This window comes from Streptomyces sp. SPB162, assembly GCF_029504575.1.
Lineage (GTDB): Bacteria > Actinomycetota > Actinomycetes > Streptomycetales > Streptomycetaceae > Actinacidiphila.
Map to the genome: position 1 here is coordinate 2,884,660 of NZ_JAQFII010000001.1, position 20,189 is coordinate 2,904,848.

Sequence of the window (20,189 nt, forward strand, 5' to 3'; positions counted from 1 at the left end):
GACTGGCCGGGTTCGCGCGGTTCCGGCGGCCGTGACCAGCGGCTCCCGCCGTGACGAACGGCACGCCGCACCGGACGCGAACGGCACACGTGCAGGGGGATTTCGTGGCGCTTGAGTACCGACAGATCGCGCCGGTGTACGCGGTGCAGTACGCGCTGCGCGTGTTGGAGGCGGTCGACCGCCACCGACACGGCGTGACGGCCGAGCAGCTGGCCCGCGAGATCGGCGTGCCCATCGGATACCTCTCACAACTGCTGGCCATGCTCAAGCGCGAGCGCTATGTCGCGTTCCTGCCCGGCGGCGGATACGTGACCGGCGAATCCCTGGTGCTGCTGGGCGCCGCCGACCGCGAGCAGGCGCTCGCCGACAAGCTCAACAGCGTCCTCAACGAACTGCGTGACGAGGTCGGCGCAGCGGTCTATTTCGGCCGCTACGACGACGGCGAGGTGACGGTGGTGGACGTCGCGGACGGGCCGGACACCCCGCGGGTGAACGAATGGGTGGACTTCCGCTCCTCCGCCCATGCCAGCGCGATCGGCAAGTGCCTGCTCGCCCAGCTCGACCACCACAGGCGCCGTGACCACCTCTCCCGCCACAGGACCGCGCGCCTCACCTCGCGCACCGTCGTCAACGAGCGGGCCCTGCTGTCGGAACTGGAGAGCCGGCCCGCCGGCCACCCCATGCTCGACCTCCAGGAATACGCGGTCGGCACGGTCTGCGCGGCGGTCCCGGTCACCATCGGCAAGACGGTCGCGTGCCTCGCGCTGTCGATGCCCACCTCGCAGGCCCACCGCCTCAAGCCGGCCGTCGACACCCTGAACGAACGCGCGGCCCCGGTGCTGCTCTCGCTCAGTTTCTGAGGGAGCCGGCCCGTCCCCGGAACACGAAGAAGGCCCCCGCGCTTCGCGAGCGGGGGCCTTCGACCGTGACGCCAGGACTACGGGGTCACCAGGTTGACCACCGGGTAGACCTTCGGCTCCGCGTCCGGAACGCCGAGCTCCTCCAGAATCGGCCGGATGATCGCGCCGAACTTCTGGAACGCCTCCTCGGACTCCCAGACGTCGGCGACGAAGAAGCCGTTGGGGGTGGGAGCGGCCGTGTGCGTGATGAGGCCGGGCACGGGCCAGTCCGACGAGGTCTCGACCTTGTCGCGGCCGCCGGTCAGCTTGACGATGGACTGCTGGTAGGCATCCTGGGTCATGCCGGGGATGTCGAAGACGATGAGGATCGCCATGCTGAGCTCCTATGGGGGGAGTTTTGCGAGACCGAACCAGTGGATCACCCCGTCGGCCCACCCGCCCGCCGGGCTGCTCCGTGCGGGTGGGCCCGGTGCGAGGACTTGGCGGTGGCGGACGACTTCCGGTCCTGATGCCGTACGGCGGCCCTCCCGTGTGCCGGAAACGACGAAGGGCGCTCTTCCCGGAGGAAGAGCGCCCTTCGTCTTGCCCTGCTGTGCGCCGTCAGGGACTCGAACCCCGGACCCGCTGATTAAGAGTCAGCTGCTCTAACCAACTGAGCTAACGGCGCCTACGTGTCAATCATACGGGGCCGGAGGGGGTGCTGATGACCATCCCCCTCCGGCCCGCGTCCCGCCGTGCGGGCCCTCGGATCAGCGCAGCCCGAACGCCCGGATGATCTCCTGGGCGACGGTGCCGCCCCTGCCGTCCTGCGCGGTGGCCTTGAGCGAGACCGAGCCGCCGGGCTTGTTCGGTGTCCTGACGAGCGTGTTCCAGGAGCCGTCGCCCGTCCGCACCAGGAGGGTCGGCGCCCACGTCCTTCCGTCGTCGTACGAGACCGACAACGTCGCCCTGGTGGCCTTCGTCACGCCGTTCAGCCACTCCTGCGTGCGCGAGGAGAGGCCGATCCGCGTCCACTGCCCGGCCCTGACGTCACCCGCGGTGTCCGTGGGCACGTCGTAGTCGAGCTGGAGCAGTTTGATGTCCTCCTGGAACGGCCCGTCCTTCGGGAGCGGTCCGGAGACGAAGCCCCACTCGGTGTGGGTGCGGATGGAGGACTTCCAGGCGGCCGCGTCCCGGGTCGAGTCCAGGACGAACCGGTACGGCGCGGTGCCGGGGGCCGCCGACACGTACCCGGCGCGCCCCGCGCCCTGGTCCAGCAGCTTGTCGCCCTGGTAGACCGCGTACGTGGTGGTGTCGTACTCGTCCGACGGCATCGAGCCGGAGTGGCCCGCCCCCGCGTCCGTCCACGGGGTGAGGTTGAACTGGATGTCGTCGTAGACGCTGCGGTTGGGACCCCAGAACGCCTGGCCCAGGCGCGGCCGCTGGACCCCGCCGAACCACGAGGTGGTGTAGTGCCGGCCCGCGGTGAAGCGGTCGTTGCCGCCGCGCATCTCGAACATCACGTCCGAGTAGTCGGGCTTGTAGACGGCGTGGTCCTCGTACCAGAAGCCCGCGCCGTGCTGCTGCGAGACGTACTCGGTGCGCGTGCCGGGATAGCTCTCCTTCTCGGCGAAGCCGACGCCCGGCCCCCAGGCCGGGATGTCGTAGCGGAAGCCGCCGCCGGCCCGCTGCCGGTCGCCGTTGTACGTGGCGTCGATCCGGGCCAGGTCCCGCTTCGGGTCGGGGGTGTAGGCGAGGGGCCGGTCGGGGATCGTGCCGTCCTGCTGCGCGAGCAGGTCGTAGAGGTAGCGCGGGTAGGTGCGCTGGGTGATGTCGAGGGTGAGCCTGCCGCCCCTGGCGTCGGCGACGAGCCGGGCGCCCGCGTCGCGCATGATCGAGACGACGCCGAGCGGGGTGCTGGTGCCCGCGTCGTCCGCGTAGTACTCGGAGAGCCGGCCGGTGCCGTCGTTGACGACGATCAACAGTTCGGCGCCGGCCTCGACGGCGTTCGCGGCGCGGTCGGCGGGAGAGACGTCCGCGCTGCGGGTGACGACGACGGCCTTGCCCTTGGCGTCCAGACCGGCGTAGTCGGCCGCGGCACCCTTGCCCGCGGTGACGACGCGCAGCCTGGATGAGCCGTCGTCGACCGTGGCGCCGGCCTGCGGCGTCAGGTCGAGGTCCCGGCCGCGCGACGAGGCGTCGACCTGCTTCTCGCCGAGCCGCCAGCGGGTCACGAAGGAGAAGGTGCCGTCGGTGACCTTCCGGGTGGGCGCGGCGTAGACGGCGTCGAACGCCGGGGGCACAATGTACGCGTCGCGGATGAGGTTGCCGTTGGAGAAGGTGCGGGCCAGGTCCAGGTGCAGCTGCCGCTGCTCGGTCTCCTGCGGGACGCGGGTGCTGACCTTGTGCGCCTTACTGGCGTCGAGCCGCACCGTGGTGCTCTTGGTGAGGACCGTCTCCGGGCTGGCGAGCACCGCCAGGCCGCGGGAGTCCGGGGTGTCGCCGGCGACCTCGAGCTCCGCGTACGTCATGTACGTCCCCGGCGGGAGCCGCAGGGTGCGCTCGCCGTCCACGGCGAGCGGCGACAGGTACGGGTCGCTCTTCTCGGCGAGGACGACGGTGCCGGCGGCCGGCTTCCCGTCGCGTCCGGTCAGCTTGATCGTGTAGTCGTAGAGCTCCTGCTCCTTGGTGAGCGCGAAGCCGGTGTGCGCGACGGCCCCGCCGCCGGCCGCGTCGGTCGCGGTGACCTGGCCGGAGAAGGTGGTCGCGGACGGGACGGCCGCGGGGTCCAGGGTGAGGGTGACGGCGGCGGTGCCGCCCGCCGGTACGGTGACCGTGCTCGCGGACAGCGTGTAGGCGCCGGCCGCCCGGGCGGCGGGGTCCAGCGCCAGGTTCAGCGTGACGTCCGCCGCGCCGTTGTCGCGGTAGGTGATGGTGCGCGTGGTGCTCGCGGCGCCGGCGTGCGGCCACGGGTAGACGGCGGCGGCGACCGAGCCGGTGGCCTGGACGGTGGAGTCCACGGCGGCGAGCACGTCGAGCCGCCCGGTGCCCATCTCGTACGGGGTGAAGCCGCTGAGCTGCTTCGACGAGCTCATCAGCGCGTCCTTGAGCTGCTGCCCGGTCCAGTCGGGGTGCCGCTGCTTGAGGATCGCGGCGGCGCCCGCGACGTGCGGGGTGGCCATCGAGGTGCCGGACATGGTCTGGTACATGCCGCTGCCCGAGGTGAGCGCCTGCGAGCGGGCCGCGGTGATGTCGACGCCGGGGGCGGAGATGTCCGGCTTCAGCCCGTACGAGCCGCTCAGCGGACCCATGCTGGAGAAGTCGGCGCGGCCGTCCTGCTTGTCGACGGCGGCGACCGTCAGTGCTGTGGCCGCCGAGCCGGGCGCGCCGATGGAGCCGGCCGCGTACGCGTTCCCCGCGGCGATGACGAAGAGCGGTCCGCCGTCGGCCGAGAGGCGGTCCACCGCCTGGGCCATCGGGTCGGTACCGTCGTCGGGGAGCGGCGAGCCGAGGCTCATGCTGACCACGTCGGCGCCCTGGGCCTTCGCCCACTCCATGCCGGCGATGATCCCGGAGTCCGCCCCGGACCCCTCGTTGGAGAGCACCTTGCCGATGAGCAGTTTCGCGCCGGGCGCGACGCCCTTGTAGTCGCCGCCGGAGGCGGCCCCGGTGCCCGCGATCGTCGAGGCGACGTGCGTGCCGTGGCCGTTCCCGTCGGTGACCGCCTGGCCGGGGACGAAGCTCTGCTCGGCGGAGACCTGGTCCTTCAGGTCCGGGTGCGTGTCGTCGATCCCGGTGTCCAGGATCGCGACCTTGCGGCCCTTGCCGTCGTACCCCTGCGCCCACGCCTGCGGCGCGTTGACCTGCGGTACCGACTCCTTCAGGCTCGCCTCGACGCGGCCGTCCAGCCACAGCCTGTCGATGCCGTTGTCGAGCGCCCCGGCCTTCGCGGGGGTGGCAACCACGTCCTGCCAGAAGGCGCGGGTGTCCTTCTTGCGCGCCTTGAGCGCGGCGCCGCCGATGCTGGACAGCGATCGGGTGGCGGTGCTGCCCGCGGGGGCGGCGGGCAGCGAGCGCGCGGCACGGGCGGCGGCGGTGTAGGTGGCGATCAGCGGGACGCCGCCGGAGCGGGCGTCGTCGTAACCCATCTTCACCAGCGCCGTCACGTCGAACAGCCGGCGGTCGAGTCGGCCCGCGGCGAGCAGCGGCAGCGCCTCGTCCGGCAGGACGTAGGTCTCACCGCCCGCCTGCTGGACGTGCACGCCGCCGGGGGCTCCGTGCGGGCGGTCCACGGTGACGGTGTCCTGCGCGCCGGCCCCGTCGGCGAAGTGCACGACGTCTCCGGAGACCAGGGTGATGTCGTACGTCTTTGCCTGCGGCGCCGCGGTGCGCGGGGCGGCGCCGGGGGCGGCGGCGGTTGCGGAGGTGGCGGGGAGGAGGAGTCCGGTGCCGAGCGCGAGCGCGGTGGCGCTGGCGAGCACGGAGGCACGGCGTCTTATCGGCGTCATGCACATGATCTATCGGCACGGAGCCGCGCCGCGCACCGCCCCGGCCTGGCAGGATCCCGCCTGGCGGACATCCGCCGCGCCTCTGGCGTCCGTCCGCCGCGGATCGGGCGCCCGCCCGGGGGGGTCCGGCGGCCGTTTTTGAGCACCCCGGAGGATCGGGTACGATCTTCCATGTCAACACGCGCCGTTAGCTCAGTTGGTTAGAGCAGCTGACTCTTAATCAGCGGGTCCGGGGTTCGAGTCCCTGACGGCGCACAGACGGTCGAAGGCCCCTCGCGGAAGCGGGGGGCCTTCTTCGTGCTCCGGTGCGCGGGTCGCGCAGGCTCACGTCACCGGTTCTCCGGTTCCGGGAGGATCTGGCGCGGGACGGTCCTGGGGTGGCCCGGGCGGTTCCATTCCCGGGGGTAGCCGACCGAGACCTCCTCGAAGCGGACCCCGTCGTACCAGGCGGTCCTGGGGATGTGCAGATGTCCGTAGACCACCGCGCTCACCGTGAAGCGCTGGTGCCAGTCGGCCGTCCGCTCCGTGCCGCACCACTGGGCGAACTCCGGGTAGTGCAGGATCCGGGTGGGCTGGCGGACCAGCGGGAAGTGGTTGACCAGGACCAGCGGGAGGGCCGGGTCGCAGTCCAGTAACCGGCGCTCGGACTCCTTCACCCGCGCCCGGCACCAGGCGTCGCGGCTCGGGAACGGATCCGGGTGCAGCAGGAACTCGTCACTGCACACGATCCCGGACTTGTACGCCTGCGCGAGCGACTCCTCCTTGTTCGCGGCGGTCTCGGTGCGGAACGTGTAGTCGTAGAGGACGAACAGCGGCGCGACGACGGCCGGGCCGCCCGCGCCCGCCCAGACCGGGTACGGGTCCTCCGGGGTCAGCACGCCCAGCGACCGGCACATCTCGACCAGGTGGCGGTAGCGCGCCTCCCCGCGCAACTGGACCGGGTCCTCGGCGGGCGTCCACAGGTCATGGTTGCCAGGCGCCCACACCACCCGGGCGTATCTGCTGCTCAGCAGGGTCAGCGCCCACTCGATGCCGTCCGTCAGCTCGCCGACGTCGCCCGCGACGATCAGCCAGTCGGTGTCCGACTCGGGGCGCAGGCCCTCGACGATCTTCCGGTTCTCCGCGAACGCCACATGCAGGTCGCTGATACCCCAGAGCTTTCCATCCGGCATATGCAGACGGTAGGCGGATCCGGCCACGGGCGGTACCCCGCCCAATGGGTGATCCTGGCCTACGCAGGGCGCGCCGGTCGGCCGCACCGCCGGGGCGGCGGAAGTGTTCGCCGCGTGCTCGCCCTGGTCGCCGCCCACTTCGTCCTCGCCGCCTGTGCCACCCCTCTGGTGCGGTGGCTCGGCCGGCGGGCCTTCCTCGTCCTCGCGCTGGCGCCGGCCGCCACGGCGGTGTGGGCGCTCACGTGGTGGACGTCGGTCGCCGACGGCGCGGTGCGCGTCGAGCGGTGGCGGTGGGCGCCCGCGCTCGGCCTGGAGATCGCGCTGCGGCTCGACGCCCTGGGGCTGCTGCTGACCGTGCTGGTCGGCGGCGTCGGGGCGCTCGTACTCGGTTACTGCGGCGGCTACTTCGCGGACGACGAGCCGGGACTGGCGAGCTTCGCGGGCAATCTGACCGCCTTCGCCGGGGCGATGCTCGGGCTCGTCCTCGCCGACGACCTGATCCTGCTCTACGTCTTCTGGGAACTCACCACCGTGTTCTCGTTCCTGCTCATCGGCCATCTGTCGGTGAAGAAGGCCAACCGGCGCTCCGCGCTGCAGGCGCTGCTCGTCACCACCGTCGGCGGGCTCGCCATGCTCGTCGGTCTGCTGATACTCGGTCAGGCCGCCGGCACCTACCGGATCTCCGTCCTCGTCGCGCATCCGCCGCCGCTCGGCGGCACGGCGGTGCCGGTCGCCCTGGTGCTGGTGCTCGCCGGGGCGCTGTCGAAGTCCGCGATCTGGCCGTTCAGCCTGTGGCTGCCCGGTGCCATGGCGGCGCCGACGCCGGTCAGCGCCTATCTGCACGCGGCGGCCATGGTGAAGGGCGGCGTCTACCTCGTCGCCCGGCTCTCCCCCGCCTTCGCCGCGGTCGCGCCCTGGCGGGGTGTGACGCTGACGCTCGGGGCCGCCACCATGCTGCTCGGCGGCTGGCGGGCGCTGCGCGAGACGGACCTCAAACGGATCCTGGCCTACGGGACGGTGAGCCAGCTCGGCTTCCTCACCGCGCTGGTGGGGGCCGGATCCCGGTACACCGCGCTGGCCGGCGCCACCATGCTGCTGACGCACGCGCTGTTCAAGGCGCCGCTGTTCCTCGTCGTCGGCATCGTCGACCACGCCACCGGGAGCCGCGACATCCGCCGCCTCGGCGGTCTGGCGCGCGCGATGCCGCTGGTCTGCGCCGCTGCCTGCCTCGCGGGCGCCTCCATGGCGGCCCTGCCGCCCTTCCTCGGCTTCGCCGCCAAGGAGGCCGCGTTCGCGGCGCTCTGGGCCGGCGGCGCGGCCGACCGGCTCACCCTCTACGCCGCCGTCGCCGGCTCGGCGCTGACCACCGCGTACACGCTGCGCTTCCTGTACGGCGCCTTCGGCCCGGCCACGTCGCCCGACCGGCCGCCCGCGACCGCGCGCGACCGAGGGACGAACGTGGCCCTGTTGGCCCCCACCGCACTGCTGGCGCTGGCGGGCCTGGTACTGGGCCCGTGGGTGGGCCTGCTGCAGCCGCTGATGGCGCGCTACGCGGCCGCGTTCCCGTCCCTCGGAACCCCCTACCACCTGGCGCTGTGGCACGGCGCCGGCCTCCCTCTCACCCTGTCGGAGATCGCGTGGGTGGCCGGCGTGGCCCTGTTCGTCGTGCGCGAGCGCCTGGTGCGCTGGGGCAAGCGGCTGGCGTGGCCGAGCGCCGAGGCGGCGTTCGCCCAGATCCTGTGGCAGACCGAGCGCTTCGCGCTGCAGCTCACCGGGAGCATCCAGCGCGGTTCACTGCCGGTGTACCTCGGCACGGCGCTGCTGGTCTTCTCGGGCGCCGAGGCGGCGGCGCTGCTCACCGACCGGCCCTGGGCGTGGGGTGGCGCCCCGCGCTGGGGGGACGACGCGGGCCAGATCGCGGTGGCGATCGCCGTGGCGGCGGCGGGCGTGCTGTGCCTGCCGACCCGGCAGCGGATGAAGGCGGTGGTGCTGGCCGGCACCACCGGCTACGGCACCGGCGTGCTGTTCGTGCTGCAGGGGGCGCCGGACCTCGCGCTGACGCAGTTCACGGTGGAGACGACCAGCATCGTCGTGTTCGTCCTGGTGCTGCGCCGCCTCCCGCACCGCTTCCCGCCAACCGCGACGGTGTGGCGCCGCGCTCTGCACGCCGCGCTCGGCGTCACCGCCGGGACACTGGCGGCGGGCCTGACGTATCTGGCGCTGGCCGCCCGCCGGCACCCGGCTGCGGGCGCCGACATGGTCGCCGCGACCGGGCACGACGGGCTGCGGAACGTGGTCGCGACGATCCTCGTCGACCTGCGCGCCTGGGACACGATGGGCGAGTCGGCGGTGCTGGCGGTCGCGGCCGTCGGCGTGACGAGCCTGCTCTACCTGCGCCGCCGGGCCGGCTCGCTGCCGCGTGCCCAGGACGGCGGCGGGGCCGCGGGCGTGTGGGCGGCGGAGGTGCGCGCCGGTCCCCGCGCGGCCCCGGAGCGCACCTGGCTGGCGGCCGGCGCCACCCTCGACCCGGACCGGCGCTCGGTGGTCTTCGAGGTGGTGGCGCGGCTGGTCTTCCACCCCATCCTCGTGCTCTCGCTGTACCTGCTGTTCTGCGCGGAGAGCCTGCCGGGCGGCGGTTTCACGGCCGGGCTGGTCGCGGGTCTCGCCCTCGTCGTGCGGTATCTGGCGGGCGGGCGGTACGAGTTGGCGGAGGCGGCTCCCGTCGACGCCGGGTTCCTGCTCGGCGCGGGCCTGATGGTCTCCGTCGGAACGGGCCCTGGGCGGGCTGGTGTTCGGCTCCGACGTCCTGGCCGGCGGGGTGTTCCACACCCGGCTGCCGCTCTTCGGCGACGTACACGTCCCCAGCTCCGTGCTCTTCGACTGCGGCGTGTACCTGCTGGTCCTCGGGGTCGTCCTCGATGTGCTGCGCAGCCTCGGCGCCAAGATCGACCAGCAGATCGAGCGCGAGGAAGCCAGGAGGAAGGCATGACCGCCACCGTCGCCCTGATCGCCGCCGGCGGGGTGCTCTTCGCCTGCGGGACGGCGCTGCTGCTCGCCCGCCCGCTGACCCGCATCCTGCTCGGCGCCATCCTGCTGGGCAACGGGGGTGAACCTGCTGGTGCTGGCCACCTCGGGCCCGTCGGGGAAGGCGCCGCTGCTCTCCCCCGGCACCGATCCCGCAGCGGTCTCCGACCCCTTCCCGCAGGCCATGGCGCTGACCGCGATCGTGATCACCCTCGCGCTGACCGCGTTCCTGCTGGCGATGGCGTACCGCAGCTGGCAGCTGACCGGCAGCGACGACGTCCAGGACGACGTCGAGGACATCCGCGTGACGCTGCGGGCCGAACACGAGGGGACGCGGGCCGAGTTGCGGACGGTGATCCGGGCGGACCGGGCCCGGCAGGCGCGCGCCGAGGACTCCGAGGACCTCGACGACGAACTGTGGGACAACGTGCTGGGGGCCGACCGGTGAACGCGACCACACTGCTGCCGCTGCCTGTCGTCCTCCCACTCTTCGCCGCCGGCCTCAAACTCGCCGTCGGGCTGCGGCTCCCCCGTATCCAGCGGTTCATCAGCGCGGCCGTCCTCAGTGTCGTGCTGGCCGCCTCCGTCACCCTGCTCGTGGCGGCCGACCGGGACGGCCCGCAGGTGATGCACGCGGGCGGCTGGCCGGTCCCGGTCGGCATCGCGCTGGTCGCCGACCGGCTGTCGGCGCTGATGCTGGTGGTCTCGTCCGCGGTGACGCTGTGCGTGCTGGTGTACTCCATCGGCCAGGGCATGGCCGACCGCGACGAGGCGACCCCGCTGTCGGTCTTCCACCCCGCCTATCTGATCCTCGTCGCAGGGGTCTCCGACACGTTCCTGTCCGGAGACCTGTTCAACCTCTACGTCGGCTTCGAGATCATGCTGACCGCGAGCTACGTCCTGCTGACCCTCGGCGGCACGGCGGCCCGGATCCGCGCCGGGGCCACGTACATCGTGGTGTCGCTGCTCTCCTCGGTGCTCTTCCTGGTCGCGATCGGCATGGTCTACGCGGCCACCGGCACCATGAACCTCGCGCAGCTCTCCGTGCGGCTGGCGGATCTGCCCGCCGGGATCCGGCTGGTGCTGCAACTCGCCCTGCTCACCGTCTTCGGCATCAAGGCGGCCGTCTTCCCGCTCGCCGCCTGGCTCCCCGACTCCTACCCGACGGCGCCCGCGCCCGTCACCGCCGTCTTCGCCGGGCTGCTCACCAAGGTCGGCGTGTACTCGATACTGCGCACCCAGACGCTGCTCTTCCCCGGCACCCGGCTCGCCGAGCCGCTGATGCTGATCGCCCTGCTGTCGATGGTCGTCGGGATCCTGGGCGCGGTCGCGCAGACCGACCTCAAGCGGCTGCTGTCGTTCACCCTCGTCAGCCACATCGGGTACATGGTCTTCGGTATCGCGCTGGCCTCCCGCGGGGGCGTCGCGGGCGCGGTCTTCTACGTCGCCCACCACATCACCGTGCAGACGACGCTCTTCCTCGTCACCGGCCTGGTGGAACGCCGGGGCGGCACCACCGACCTGCAGCGGCTCGGCGGGCTCGCCAAGATCTCACCGCTGCTCGCCGCGGTCTTCTTCGTGCCCGCGATGAACCTCGCCGGGATCCCGCCGCTGTCGGGCTTCCTCGGCAAGCTCGGACTGCTGCGCGCGGGTGTCGCCGACGGGGGCGTTTGGGCATACGTGCTGGTCGGCGGTGGTGTGCTGACCAGCCTGCTGACGCTCTACGCGCTGATCAAGGTCTGGAACCTGGCGTTCTGGCGGGCGGCGCCGCCCGATCTGTGCGAGGACGGCACCGTGCTGGAGAGCGACGAGGGCGACGACGCGGAGGGGTCCGACGACTCCGACGAGGACACCCTGATGCCCGCCGGGCGCCCCGAGTCCGCGTCCCTCAGCGGTCGTTCGATCACCACGAGCGCCGCGCTCCCCCGCACGATGCTCGCCGCGACCATGACCCTGGTCGCGCTCGGGCTGGCCTACACCGTGCTGGCAGGACCGCTGACGGGGCTCGCCGACCGTGCGGCCGGCGAGCTCCTGTCACGGACGCCCTACGTGCAGGCGGTCCTGGCGCGCTGACTCACCGGTCGTGGACGGTGTGTGTCGCCGCGATCTGCTTCCAGGACTTGGGCTCCACCGTCGGGGCCGCTGCCTTCGGGGCCGCTGCCTTCGGGGCCGCTGAAGGTGCCGCGGGCTTGGACGCGGTGAAGAGCCAGGTCTCGAAGAGCGGGCCGAGCTTCTTGCCGGAGATCTTCTCGGCGAGCTTCTGGAACTCGGTGATGGAGCCGTTGCCGTACTGGTGCTGGGCCGGCCAGGCCTTGAGCAGGGCGAAGAACGCCGTGTCGCCGATCTTGTTCCGCAGTGCCTGGATGGCGAGCGCGCCCCGGTCGTAGACGGCCGCGTCGAACTGGTTCTCCGCGCCGGGGTCGCCGGGCTTCACGGTCCAGAACGGGTCGTCGGCCGGGTGCTGGCCGTAGACCCAGTCGGCGAGTTCCTGCGCGGTGCCCTCGCCCTCGTGCTCCGACCACAGCCACTGCGCGTAACTGGCGAAGCCCTCATTGAGCCAGATGTCCGACCAGTGGGCGACCGAGACGCTGTCGCCCCACCACTGGTGCGCGAGCTCGTGGACGACGACCGAGGGATTCGCCCCGGCCGCGAACTGCGCGGGGCTGTAGAAGACCCGGCCCTGCGTCTCGACGGCGTAGTGCGTGGGCACGTTGGGGGCGTAGCCGCCCGCGGCGCTGAACGGGTACGGGCCGAAGAAGCCGCTCTCCCAGTCGATGATCTCGCCGGTGCGCTCGATGCTCGCGCGGGCGGCGCCGTCGTTGTCGCCCAGGTCCTTGCTGTAGGCGTTGATGACGGGCAGCCCGTTGGCGGTGGTGTTCCGCGTGATGTCGAACTTCCCGACCGCGAGCGTGGCCAGGTACGTGGCCTGCGGCTTGTTCTGCCGCCAGTTGTAGCGTGTCCAGCCGATCTTGGAGGTCTGCGAGACCAGCACGCCGTTGCTGATCGCGGCCGAGCCGTCGGGGACGAGCACCGAGACGTCGAAGGTGGCCTTGTCCAGCGGGTGGTCGTTGCTGGGGAACCACCACCAGGCGGATTCCGGCTCGTTGGCGGCGACGCCGCCGTCGGGGGTGCGCTGCCAGGACGTGAAGCCGTAGCGCTTCACCTTGCCCGGGACGCCGGAGTAGCGGACGACGACGGTGGCCTGCTGGCCCTTGGCGAGCGGGGTGGCCGGGGTGATCTCCAGCTCCTGCTCGCCGCTGGTGGCGAACTTCGCGATCCGGCCGTTGACCCGGACCTCGCTGACGTCCAGCGCGAAGTCGAGGTTGAAGCGGGTCAGCCCCTGGGTGGCGGTGGCCAGCAGGGTCGCGGTGCCCTCCAGCTCGTCGGTGGCGGGCTGGTACTTCAGCCGCAGGTCGTAGTGGGAGACGTCATAGCCGCCGTTCCCGTACGACGGGTAGTAGGGGTCGCCGATGCCGGGCGCCCCCGGTCCTGCGTCGGCGGCGGATGCCGGGATCGCCAGCAGCAGGCCGGCGGCGCTCACAGCGGAAACGATCGCTCTCTTACGCACAGGGGTCCTCCAGCGCGGGGTGAGTTCGGACACCCCGACCCTAGGAACCGGCTGTGGTCCCAGCCACCCCTTCGCCCACTGCTGTCTCAAGACCTTCACCGCGCGCAACACAACGTCTCAAAACACCGTCCGGCGCCCACCCGCCGTGACCCCGGCTCAACCTCTCGTCAACGCGGCCTTCATCATCGCCCGCGCGATCGGCGCCGCCAGCCCGTTCCCGCTGACCTCCGAGCGGACCGCGTCCGACTGCTCGACGACCACGGCGACCGCGATCTGGTGCCCCTTGCCGTCGTCGGCGTAGGAGACGAACCAGGCGTACGGCGTCCCGCTGTTGTTCTCGCCGTGCTGGGCGGTGCCGGTCTTGCCGCCGACCTCGACGCCGCTGATCTTCGCGTTGGAGCCGGTGCCGTTGTCGACGACGTTGACCATCGCCTTGCGCAGCTTCGCGGCGGTGTCCGCGCTGACCGCGCGGGTGCTCTCGCCGTCCGGGTAGGACTGCAGCACCGTGCCATTGCCGTCGGTGACCTGCGAGACCATGTGCGGGCTCGCCAGTTCGCCGCCGTTGGCGAGGGCCGCGACGACCATGGCCATCTGCAGCGGGGTCGCGGTGTCGTCGAACTGCCCGATGCCGGACAGTGCGGTCTGCGCCTTGTCCATGCCCTTGGGGTAGCTGCTCCTGGCCGCGCGCACCGGGATGTCCAGGCTGTCGGTGTTGAAGCCGAACTTCTCGGCGGCGGCCCGCACCTTGTCCTGACCGAGGTCGACGGCCATCTTCCCGAAGACGTTGTTGCAGCTGTACTGGAGGGCGACGTTGATGCTCGCGTTCTCGCAGGGCGCCGACGCCGACTCGTTGGACAGCTTCCGCGAGGTGCCGGGCAGCGGGTACGGATTCGGGCTGTCGGTCCTCTCCTCGATCGTCGAGTACAGCCCGTCCTCCAGGGCCGCGGCGGCGACGACGAGCTTGAACGTCGAGCCCGGCGGGTACGCGGCGCGCAGGGCCCGGTTGAGCATCGGCTGGTCCTTGTCGGCCTGCAGGGCGCTCCACGCCGAGCCGTCGGCCTGGGAGCCGCCCGAGATCTTCGACGGGTCGTAGCTGGGAGTGCTGGCCATGCCGAGGATCCGGCCGGTCGCCGGGTCGATCGCGACGGCCGCGCCCTTCTTGTCGCCGAGCCCCTCGAAGGCGGCCTTCTGCACGGCGGGGTCGATGGTGGTGATCACGTCGCCGGGCTCGGTGGCCTGGCCGGTGAGCGAGTCGGGCAGGCTCTTCAGCCGCGGGTCGGTGCCGCCCAGGACATCGCGGTAGACGCCTTCGAGCTGGGTGGCGCCGTAGACCTGCGAGCTGTAGCCGGTGACCGCCGAGTACCGCCCGCCGCCGGTGTACGTGCGCTTGTAGCGCAGGTCGCCGCCGCCGGTGGCGGTGGAACCGGTCACCGGTTCTCCGCCCACGACGATGTCACCGAGCGGGTTCGCGTACTGCGCGATGATGTTCCGCCGGTTGTGCTGGTCGTCCGCGAGCGCCCGGCCGTCCACCGCCTGCACCCACGTCACCCGCGCCATGACCGCGAGGACGAGCAGGAGGCTGAAGACCGACGCACGCCTGATGGTCTTGTTCATCCCTTGCAAGAACGTTTCCGGGGGACGCGTTGGTTCCGGCGGGTGAGCACAGGTTCCCCACAGGTCGCGGCTCCAGCCCGGAACCGTCCCGCTCTGTGAGGATCGCCACCGTGCGCACCCTGCGAGGACATCAGTGGCCGCTGGTCGGCTGGCTCGTCGTCGTCTGGGTGCTGCTGTGGGGCAACGTCACCGCGGCGAACGTCATCACCGGCGCGGTCGTGGCGGTCGTGCTCTGCCTGGTCTTCCCGCTGCCACCGCTCATCCTGGGGATGCGGATTCACCCGATCGGCCTAGTGCGGTTCGCCGCGCTCTTCCTCGCGGATCTGACCGTCTCCGGGCTGCGGACCGTGTGGCAGACGCTGTCCCCCGGGCCGCTTCCCTGCGCGGTGCTGGCGGTCCGGCTGCGCTGCCCGGGCGACCTGATGCTGACGGCCACCGCGATCGCCGTCTCGGCGGTGCCCGGCAGCGCCGTGCTGGAGGTCCAGCGGTCCACGGCGACGCTGTTCGTGCACGTCATGGGCGTGGACAGCGAGGAGGCGAGGGACGGGGTGCGCCGGCTGGAGTCGCTGGTGGTGCGCGCCTTCGGCACCCGCGCGGAGATCGAGGAGCTCGACCAGGGAGGCACGTCGTGAAATGGGTCACCGCGACCGTACTCGGGCTGTTGATCGCGGCCGGGGTGATGGTCTTCGTCCGGCTGGTGCGCGGGCCGTCGATGCTCGACCGGGCGGTGGCGGTGGACGCGCTGCTGGCCGTCATCGTCGCGGGCCTGGGCGCGCAGGCGGCGGCCGACCGCACCCCGTACTCCCTCCCGGTCCTGCTGGTGCTGGCCTTCCTCGGCTTCACCGGTTCGGTCGCCATCGCCCGCTTCATCGCCTTCCGGGACGAGGAAGCGTCATGAGCCGGGGCGCCTCATGACCCCGGGCGCGGTGTGCGACTGGGCCGCGGCGGTCTGCCTGCTGCTCGGCGCCGCGCTCTGCTTCGTGGCCGGGATCGGGCTGCTGCGGCTGCCCGACACCCTCACCCGGATGCACGCGGCGACCAAGCCGCAGGTCCTGGGCCTACTGCTGGTCCTGCTGGGGGTGGCGCTGCGGCTGCGGTCGTGGGTGGACCTGGGCACCCTGGTGCTGATCGGGACGTTTCAGCTGACGACCGTGCCGGTGGCGGCGCACCTGGTGGGTCGGGCGGCCTACCGCACCGGCCAGGTGCGCGCCGACCGGCTGGTCCTCGACGAACTGGACGATCACCTGACGCGACCCGGCGCCGGACCCGGCCCCGGCTGAGTCCAACCGGTAGGTTCTATATGTGACAAATGCTCGGATCGTCGGAGCGCTGCGGAGCCTGGAGGACAGCGTCGTGGCCCGTCAGGGCATGGGGCTGCCCCTGCTGGCCATCGTCATCGTCTCGCTGGCGGACCTGTCGGCCGGCCGGGACCACTACATCGGGCCCGGCATGGTGGTCGCCCCGGCGCTGGCGTCCATCACGACGACCTGGTCGCGCACCCTGCTCATCGCCCTCCTCGGCCTCGCCTCGCAGGTGGCGCTCGCGCCGTACAACGGGGTCGACCGGGTCCACGACTGGGTCCTGCTCAGCGGCCAGTTCGCCACCTACCTCGTGGTCAGCCTCTTCAGCGCCTACATCGCCTGGCGGCGCGAGACCGGGCTGCGGGCCTTCACCGCGATTACCTCGGTCGCCGAGGCAGCCCAGCGCGCCCTGCTGCGGCCCCCCGGCAACCTGGTCGGCGACGTCCGGCTCGCCGTCCGGTACGTCTCGGCGGCGGACGCGGCCCAGATCGGCGGCGACCTGTACTCCGTCCTCGACACCCCGCACGGCGTGCGCGCGCTCATCGGCGACGTCCGCGGCAAGGGCCTGGACGCCGTCCAGACCGCGGCGGTCGTGCTCGGCTCGTTCCGCGAGGCCGCGTACGACGAGGGCGGGCTGACCCGCGTCGCGCAGCGCGTCGAGGCGAGCGTGCAGCGCCATGTCGGCTCCGGCGAGTTCACCACCGCCCTGTTCGTCGAGTTCGACGGCCCCGGCTCCGTCGAACTCCTGCACTACGGTCACGTGGCACCGCTGCTCATCACCTCCGACGGATCCGTGACGACGCTGGACCCCCCGGACCCCTGGGTGCCGCTGGGCCTGGGCCAACTGGTCAAGGGGGTGCCCGCGGCCTGGCGGGCCCAGCTCGGCGGCGAGGACGTGCTCGTGCTCTGCACGGACGGCGTGATCGAGGCCCGCAACCCGGAGGACGGCTCCTTCTACCCCCTCGCCGACCGGGTCGGGCCACTGGTGGCCGGCCTGGCACAGAACCTGGAGGCGGCCGTCGAGCGCATCTACGCCGACCTGCTGCGCCACGCGGGCGGCTCCCTCGGCGACGACGTCGTCCTGCTGCTGCTCGCGCCCGCCAAGCCTCCCGCTCCACCGGACTGAGGCAGCCGCCCGTGAGAGCCCGTCCTTCCGGGGTAGGCCCCCGCGCGTGGCTGGAAGCAACGCCCTGAGTACCCACTCCATGACGTGTCGTCAAGCCGCCCTAGCGGCGGGGCGTTCGCCTGTTCTAGGGTTACTACGCGGCCCCTGGACCCTGGTCCGCTCCAGGCGGAGCCCCGTCCGGGCTCGAGCGCCTCCGAATCTGCAGGACGTGGACCGGCGTCATGGCGAAGCTTGCGGCGATCTCGCGACTCCCCCTCTCCGACCCGCGGCGATCGACTCTCGATCTCTCCTGGACGTTCTCGCTGCACCGCGCCCCGGGCAGCGACGATCTGGCCGCCAGGATGACGTGCGCCGCACTCGACACCCTGGGGCCGTACGGCGAGGTCAGCGCGCGACTGGCGGATGCGATCACCCTGGCGTGCGGCTACGTCGTCGACCACGGGTTCGCCCACCGGTACCGCGTGACCCTCGGGGTGGACGGGGCGCGGTGCACGGTCTCGGTGACCGACTACGGCTACGACAAACCGCTCGCGGTCCCGCCCGCCCCGCCGCACTCCTACGCCGCGGCCGCCCTGTGCCAGCAACTCGCCGACTCGGCCGAGAGCGGGGCGCACATCGACGGCGTCCAGGTGCACCACGCCATCGACGGAGCGGTCCTGATCCGTTTCCGCGCCCTGCTTCCCGACTCCGCGGCCGAGATGGCCGCCGACTCCGCCGCAGGGCTCCCCCAGCCACCCCCGGCCGCGCCGGACCACTCCCGCAGTCCAGGCGCCCGAGGGTGAGGTGCGCCCGGCCGGCTGCTCCGGGGGGAGCGGGTTGCCGGCCGGGCGCCGAATGCACGCGGCGGTCACTTCTTGTGTGAGCCGGTCAGCGCGGCGAAGACGACCACGTTCGCCGAGTACGCGCGCCTCTCGCGGTCGTACGTGCCACCGCAGGTGATCAACCGCAGCTCCGGCCGGGTGCCCGCGCCGTAGACCCGGGCCGCCGAGAAGTGGTCCTTGTCGACGACCTCGACCCCTTCGACCGTGAACTCCGCGACCGAGCCGTCCGCCCGCTCGACCTCCACCTCCGCGCCCGGCGTCACCGAGCTCAGACCGTAGAAGACCGCGGGCCCGGTCGCGGTGTCGACATGGCCGACGAGCAGGGCGGCGCCCGCCGCGCCCGGCGCCGGACCGCCGCGGAACCAGCCCGCGACGTCCGGGGTGTCGTACGGCGGCGGGTCCACCGCACCGTTGGCGAGGCCCCGCTCGACGATCCCGGCGTGCAGCCCGATCGACGCGATGTCCACCCGCAGTGGTTTCGAGACCGGCAGCGGCAGGTGCGCGGCGTAGACCGGCGGCGGCCGTTCGGCGGTCCCGGCCACGGGTTGCACGCCGGGACCGGCCGGGACCGCCCCGCCGACGGGATCGCCCAGCAGCCAGGCGGCGAAGAGCACCAGCCCCGCCGCCACCGCAGCCCAGGTACGGCCGTTGACGGACGGGTGTTCCTCGTCCGGCACCGCGGCCTAACCGTCGCGGCGTCGGCGGTACACCGCCACGGCCGCGAAGGCCGCCGCCGCAGCGCCGCCGATCGCCGCCACCGAGTCGGTGCCGGGACCCGCCTCCGCGGGACCCGCGGCCAGCTGCGCCGTTCCACCGCCGCCGGCCGGAACCGGGGCCGTCGGCCAGAGCGGCTCGGGCTTGACCGGTTGGACGGGACTGACGGGCTCGACCGGGGTGACGGGACTGACCGGGGTCGCGCTGTTGATGACGACCACGCTGCCCTCGGCGGCGTGGGCGTTGCCGTCGCATTCGACCGAGACGGCGTAGGTGCCCGCCACCGCGTCGGACCGGATGGACGCGTCACTGACCAGTCCGTCCTGACCGTCGACCGGCGGCGCCAGCGTCACCGGACTCACGAAGACCTCGGCGCTCGCCTTGGCCCGGTTCGCCGAACGGCACGCGCTCTTCACACGCAGCGTGATGACCGCGCCCCGCCCAGGTCCTGCCGGGGGTGACGGTCACCGTCCCCGAAGCCGTCGCCGAACCCTGGTCGGCGAATGCCGGGACAGCGCCACTGAGCATGAACAGCACGGCCGCACCGGCAGCTGCCGGTCGTCGGATATCTAGCATCGGGGGAACCTCCGCTCGGCCGGGTACGGCCAGCGGACCCGGTGCTTCGAACCTCCATCCACGGGGGTTCCGCCGCACCTCAGGGGGCGTTTGGTTACGCCATCAGGGGGTGTCGGTCACGCACGGTGCGGGGCTCAGATCTCGTCGACGAGATCCGCGATCGAGTCCACGACCCGCGACGGCCGGAAGGGGTACTTGTCGATGTCGGCCTTCGACGTCAGGCCGGTCAGCACCAGGAAGGTCTCCATGCCCGACTCCAGCCCGGCGAGGACATCGGTGTCCATCCGGTCGCCGATCATGGCGCTGGTCTCGGAGTGCACGCCGATCGCGTTCAGCCCGGCCCGCATCATCAGCGGGTTCGGCTTGCCGACGAAGTACGGGTCCTTGCCGGTGGCCTTGGTGATCAACGCGGCCACCGAGCCGGTCGCGGGCAGCGGGCCCTCGGCCGACGGGCCGGTCTCGTCGGGGTTGGTGCAGATGAAGCGCGCACCGCCGTTGATGAGCCGGATCGCCTTGGTGAGCGCCTCGAAGCTGTAGGTGCGGGTCTCACCCAGCACCACGTAGTCGGGTTCGGCGTCGGTCAGGATGTAGCCGACGTCGTGCAGCGCGGTCGTCAGACCGGCCTCGCCGATCACATACGCCGTCCCGCCGGGACGCTGGTCGTCGAGGAACTTCGCGGTGGCCAGCGCCGAGGTCCAGATGTTCTCGACGGGCACGTCGAGACCCATCCGCGACAGCCTGGCGTGCAGGTCACGAGCGGTGTAGATGGAGTTGTTGGTCAGCACCAGGAACGGCTTGCCGGACTCCCGCAGCCGCTTGATGAAGGCGTCGGCGCCGGGGATCGGCGTGCCCTCGTGGATCAGCACCCCGTCCATGTCGGTGAGCCAGGATTCGATCGGCTTGCGATGCGACACGGGCGTGTTCTC

15 protein-coding genes, 2 tRNA genes and 2 pseudogenes are annotated in these 20,189 nt (G+C 72.2%); 10 read left to right on the forward strand and 9 right to left on the reverse strand.

What is annotated here, in order from left to right; genetic code table 11:
* Nucleotides 1-104: 104 nt before the first annotated feature.
* On the forward strand, nt 105-860 hold the full coding sequence (locus M2266_RS13145; RefSeq protein WP_277438366.1) for an IclR family transcriptional regulator C-terminal domain-containing protein: 756 nt from the start codon (nt 105-107) through the stop codon (nt 858-860).
* Nucleotides 861-937: 77 nt separating this feature from the next.
* Here the strand turns inward: M2266_RS13145 and M2266_RS13150 are convergent, their stop codons facing one another.
* From M2266_RS13150 to M2266_RS13160, 3 genes are all read right to left on the reverse strand, one after another.
* Complete coding sequence (locus M2266_RS13150; protein WP_277438367.1) at nt 938-1,234, reverse strand: hypothetical protein; 297 nt, start codon at nt 1,232-1,234, stop codon at nt 938-940.
* Between the two features lie 219 nt (nt 1,235-1,453).
* Nucleotides 1,454-1,527, reverse strand: a tRNA-Lys gene (locus M2266_RS13155).
* Between the two features lie 82 nt (nt 1,528-1,609).
* Nucleotides 1,610-5,347, reverse strand: a complete 3,738-nt coding sequence (locus M2266_RS13160) for a S8 family serine peptidase (protein WP_277438368.1) — start codon at nt 5,345-5,347, stop codon at nt 1,610-1,612.
* Between the two features lie 181 nt (nt 5,348-5,528).
* Here M2266_RS13160 and M2266_RS13165 point away from each other — a divergent pair.
* A tRNA-Lys gene (locus tag M2266_RS13165) sits at nt 5,529-5,602 on the forward strand.
* 74 nt (nt 5,603-5,676) lie between these two features.
* Here the strand turns inward: M2266_RS13165 and M2266_RS13170 are convergent.
* A complete protein-coding gene (locus M2266_RS13170) occupies nt 5,677-6,519 on the reverse strand; it encodes a metallophosphoesterase (protein WP_277438369.1) in 843 nt (280 codons plus the stop codon).
* A 114-nt stretch (nt 6,520-6,633) separates the two neighbouring features.
* Here M2266_RS13170 and M2266_RS13175 point away from each other — a divergent pair.
* The 3 genes and pseudogenes from M2266_RS13175 (at nt 6,634) to M2266_RS13185 (ending at nt 11,616) form a co-directional block, all read left to right on the forward strand.
* Nucleotides 6,634-9,508: pseudogene (locus M2266_RS13175) on the forward strand (Na+/H+ antiporter subunit A).
* Nucleotides 9,505-9,991: pseudogene (locus tag M2266_RS13180) on the forward strand (Na(+)/H(+) antiporter subunit C). Before M2266_RS13175 ends, M2266_RS13180 begins: the two co-directional pseudogenes overlap by 4 nt.
* Nucleotides 9,988-11,616: a Na+/H+ antiporter subunit D gene (locus M2266_RS13185; RefSeq protein WP_277438370.1), complete on the forward strand. Its 1,629-nt coding sequence runs from the start codon at nt 9,988-9,990 to the stop codon at nt 11,614-11,616. The pseudogene M2266_RS13180 and the gene M2266_RS13185 overlap by 4 nt, the downstream one beginning before the upstream one ends.
* Nucleotide 11,617: 1 nt before the next feature.
* On the opposite strand, the gene M2266_RS13190 is transcribed toward M2266_RS13185, so the two are convergent.
* Together M2266_RS13190 and M2266_RS13195 are read right to left on the reverse strand one after the other, a co-directional pair.
* A complete protein-coding gene (locus M2266_RS13190) occupies nt 11,618-13,084 on the reverse strand; it encodes a M1 family metallopeptidase (protein ID WP_277438371.1) in 1,467 nt (488 codons plus the stop codon).
* Between the two features lie 183 nt (nt 13,085-13,267).
* Complete coding sequence (locus tag M2266_RS13195) at nt 13,268-14,725, reverse strand: penicillin-binding transpeptidase domain-containing protein (protein ID WP_277438372.1); 1,458 nt, start codon at nt 14,723-14,725, stop codon at nt 13,268-13,270.
* Between the two features lie 110 nt (nt 14,726-14,835).
* On the opposite strand from M2266_RS13195, the gene M2266_RS13200 reads away from it, so the two are divergent.
* The 5 genes from M2266_RS13200 (at nt 14,836) to M2266_RS13220 (ending at nt 17,934) form a co-directional block, all read left to right on the forward strand.
* Nucleotides 14,836-15,357, forward strand: coding sequence for a Na+/H+ antiporter subunit E (locus M2266_RS13200; protein WP_277438373.1), 522 nt, complete (start codon nt 14,836-14,838; stop codon nt 15,355-15,357).
* Complete coding sequence (locus M2266_RS13205; RefSeq protein ID WP_277438374.1) at nt 15,354-15,623, forward strand: monovalent cation/H+ antiporter complex subunit F; 270 nt, start codon at nt 15,354-15,356, stop codon at nt 15,621-15,623. Before M2266_RS13200 ends, M2266_RS13205 begins: the two co-directional genes overlap by 4 nt.
* A gap of 13 nt (nt 15,624-15,636) precedes the next feature.
* A complete protein-coding gene (gene mnhG / locus M2266_RS13210; RefSeq protein ID WP_277438375.1) occupies nt 15,637-16,005 on the forward strand; it encodes a monovalent cation/H(+) antiporter subunit G in 369 nt (122 codons plus the stop codon).
* Between the two features lie 22 nt (nt 16,006-16,027).
* The gene (locus tag M2266_RS13215) at nt 16,028-17,152 is read left to right on the forward strand and encodes a PP2C family protein-serine/threonine phosphatase (RefSeq protein WP_277438376.1); all 1,125 of its coding nucleotides are present in this window, start codon (nt 16,028-16,030) and stop codon (nt 17,150-17,152) included.
* A 221-nt stretch (nt 17,153-17,373) separates the two neighbouring features.
* A complete protein-coding gene (locus M2266_RS13220) occupies nt 17,374-17,934 on the forward strand; it encodes a hypothetical protein (protein ID WP_277438377.1) in 561 nt (186 codons plus the stop codon).
* A 65-nt stretch (nt 17,935-17,999) separates the two neighbouring features.
* On the opposite strand, the gene M2266_RS13225 is transcribed toward M2266_RS13220, so the two are convergent.
* The 3 genes from M2266_RS13225 to M2266_RS13235 form a co-directional block, all read right to left on the reverse strand.
* Complete coding sequence (locus tag M2266_RS13225; RefSeq protein ID WP_277438378.1) at nt 18,000-18,650, reverse strand: class F sortase; 651 nt, start codon at nt 18,648-18,650, stop codon at nt 18,000-18,002.
* A 6-nt stretch (nt 18,651-18,656) separates the two neighbouring features.
* The gene (locus tag M2266_RS13230) at nt 18,657-19,103 is read right to left on the reverse strand and encodes a hypothetical protein (protein ID WP_277438379.1); all 447 of its coding nucleotides are present in this window, start codon (nt 19,101-19,103) and stop codon (nt 18,657-18,659) included.
* 294 nt (nt 19,104-19,397) lie between these two features.
* Complete coding sequence (locus tag M2266_RS13235; RefSeq protein WP_277438380.1) at nt 19,398-20,177, reverse strand: HAD-IIA family hydrolase; 780 nt, start codon at nt 20,175-20,177, stop codon at nt 19,398-19,400.
* Between the last annotated feature and the right edge of the window lie 12 nt (nt 20,178-20,189).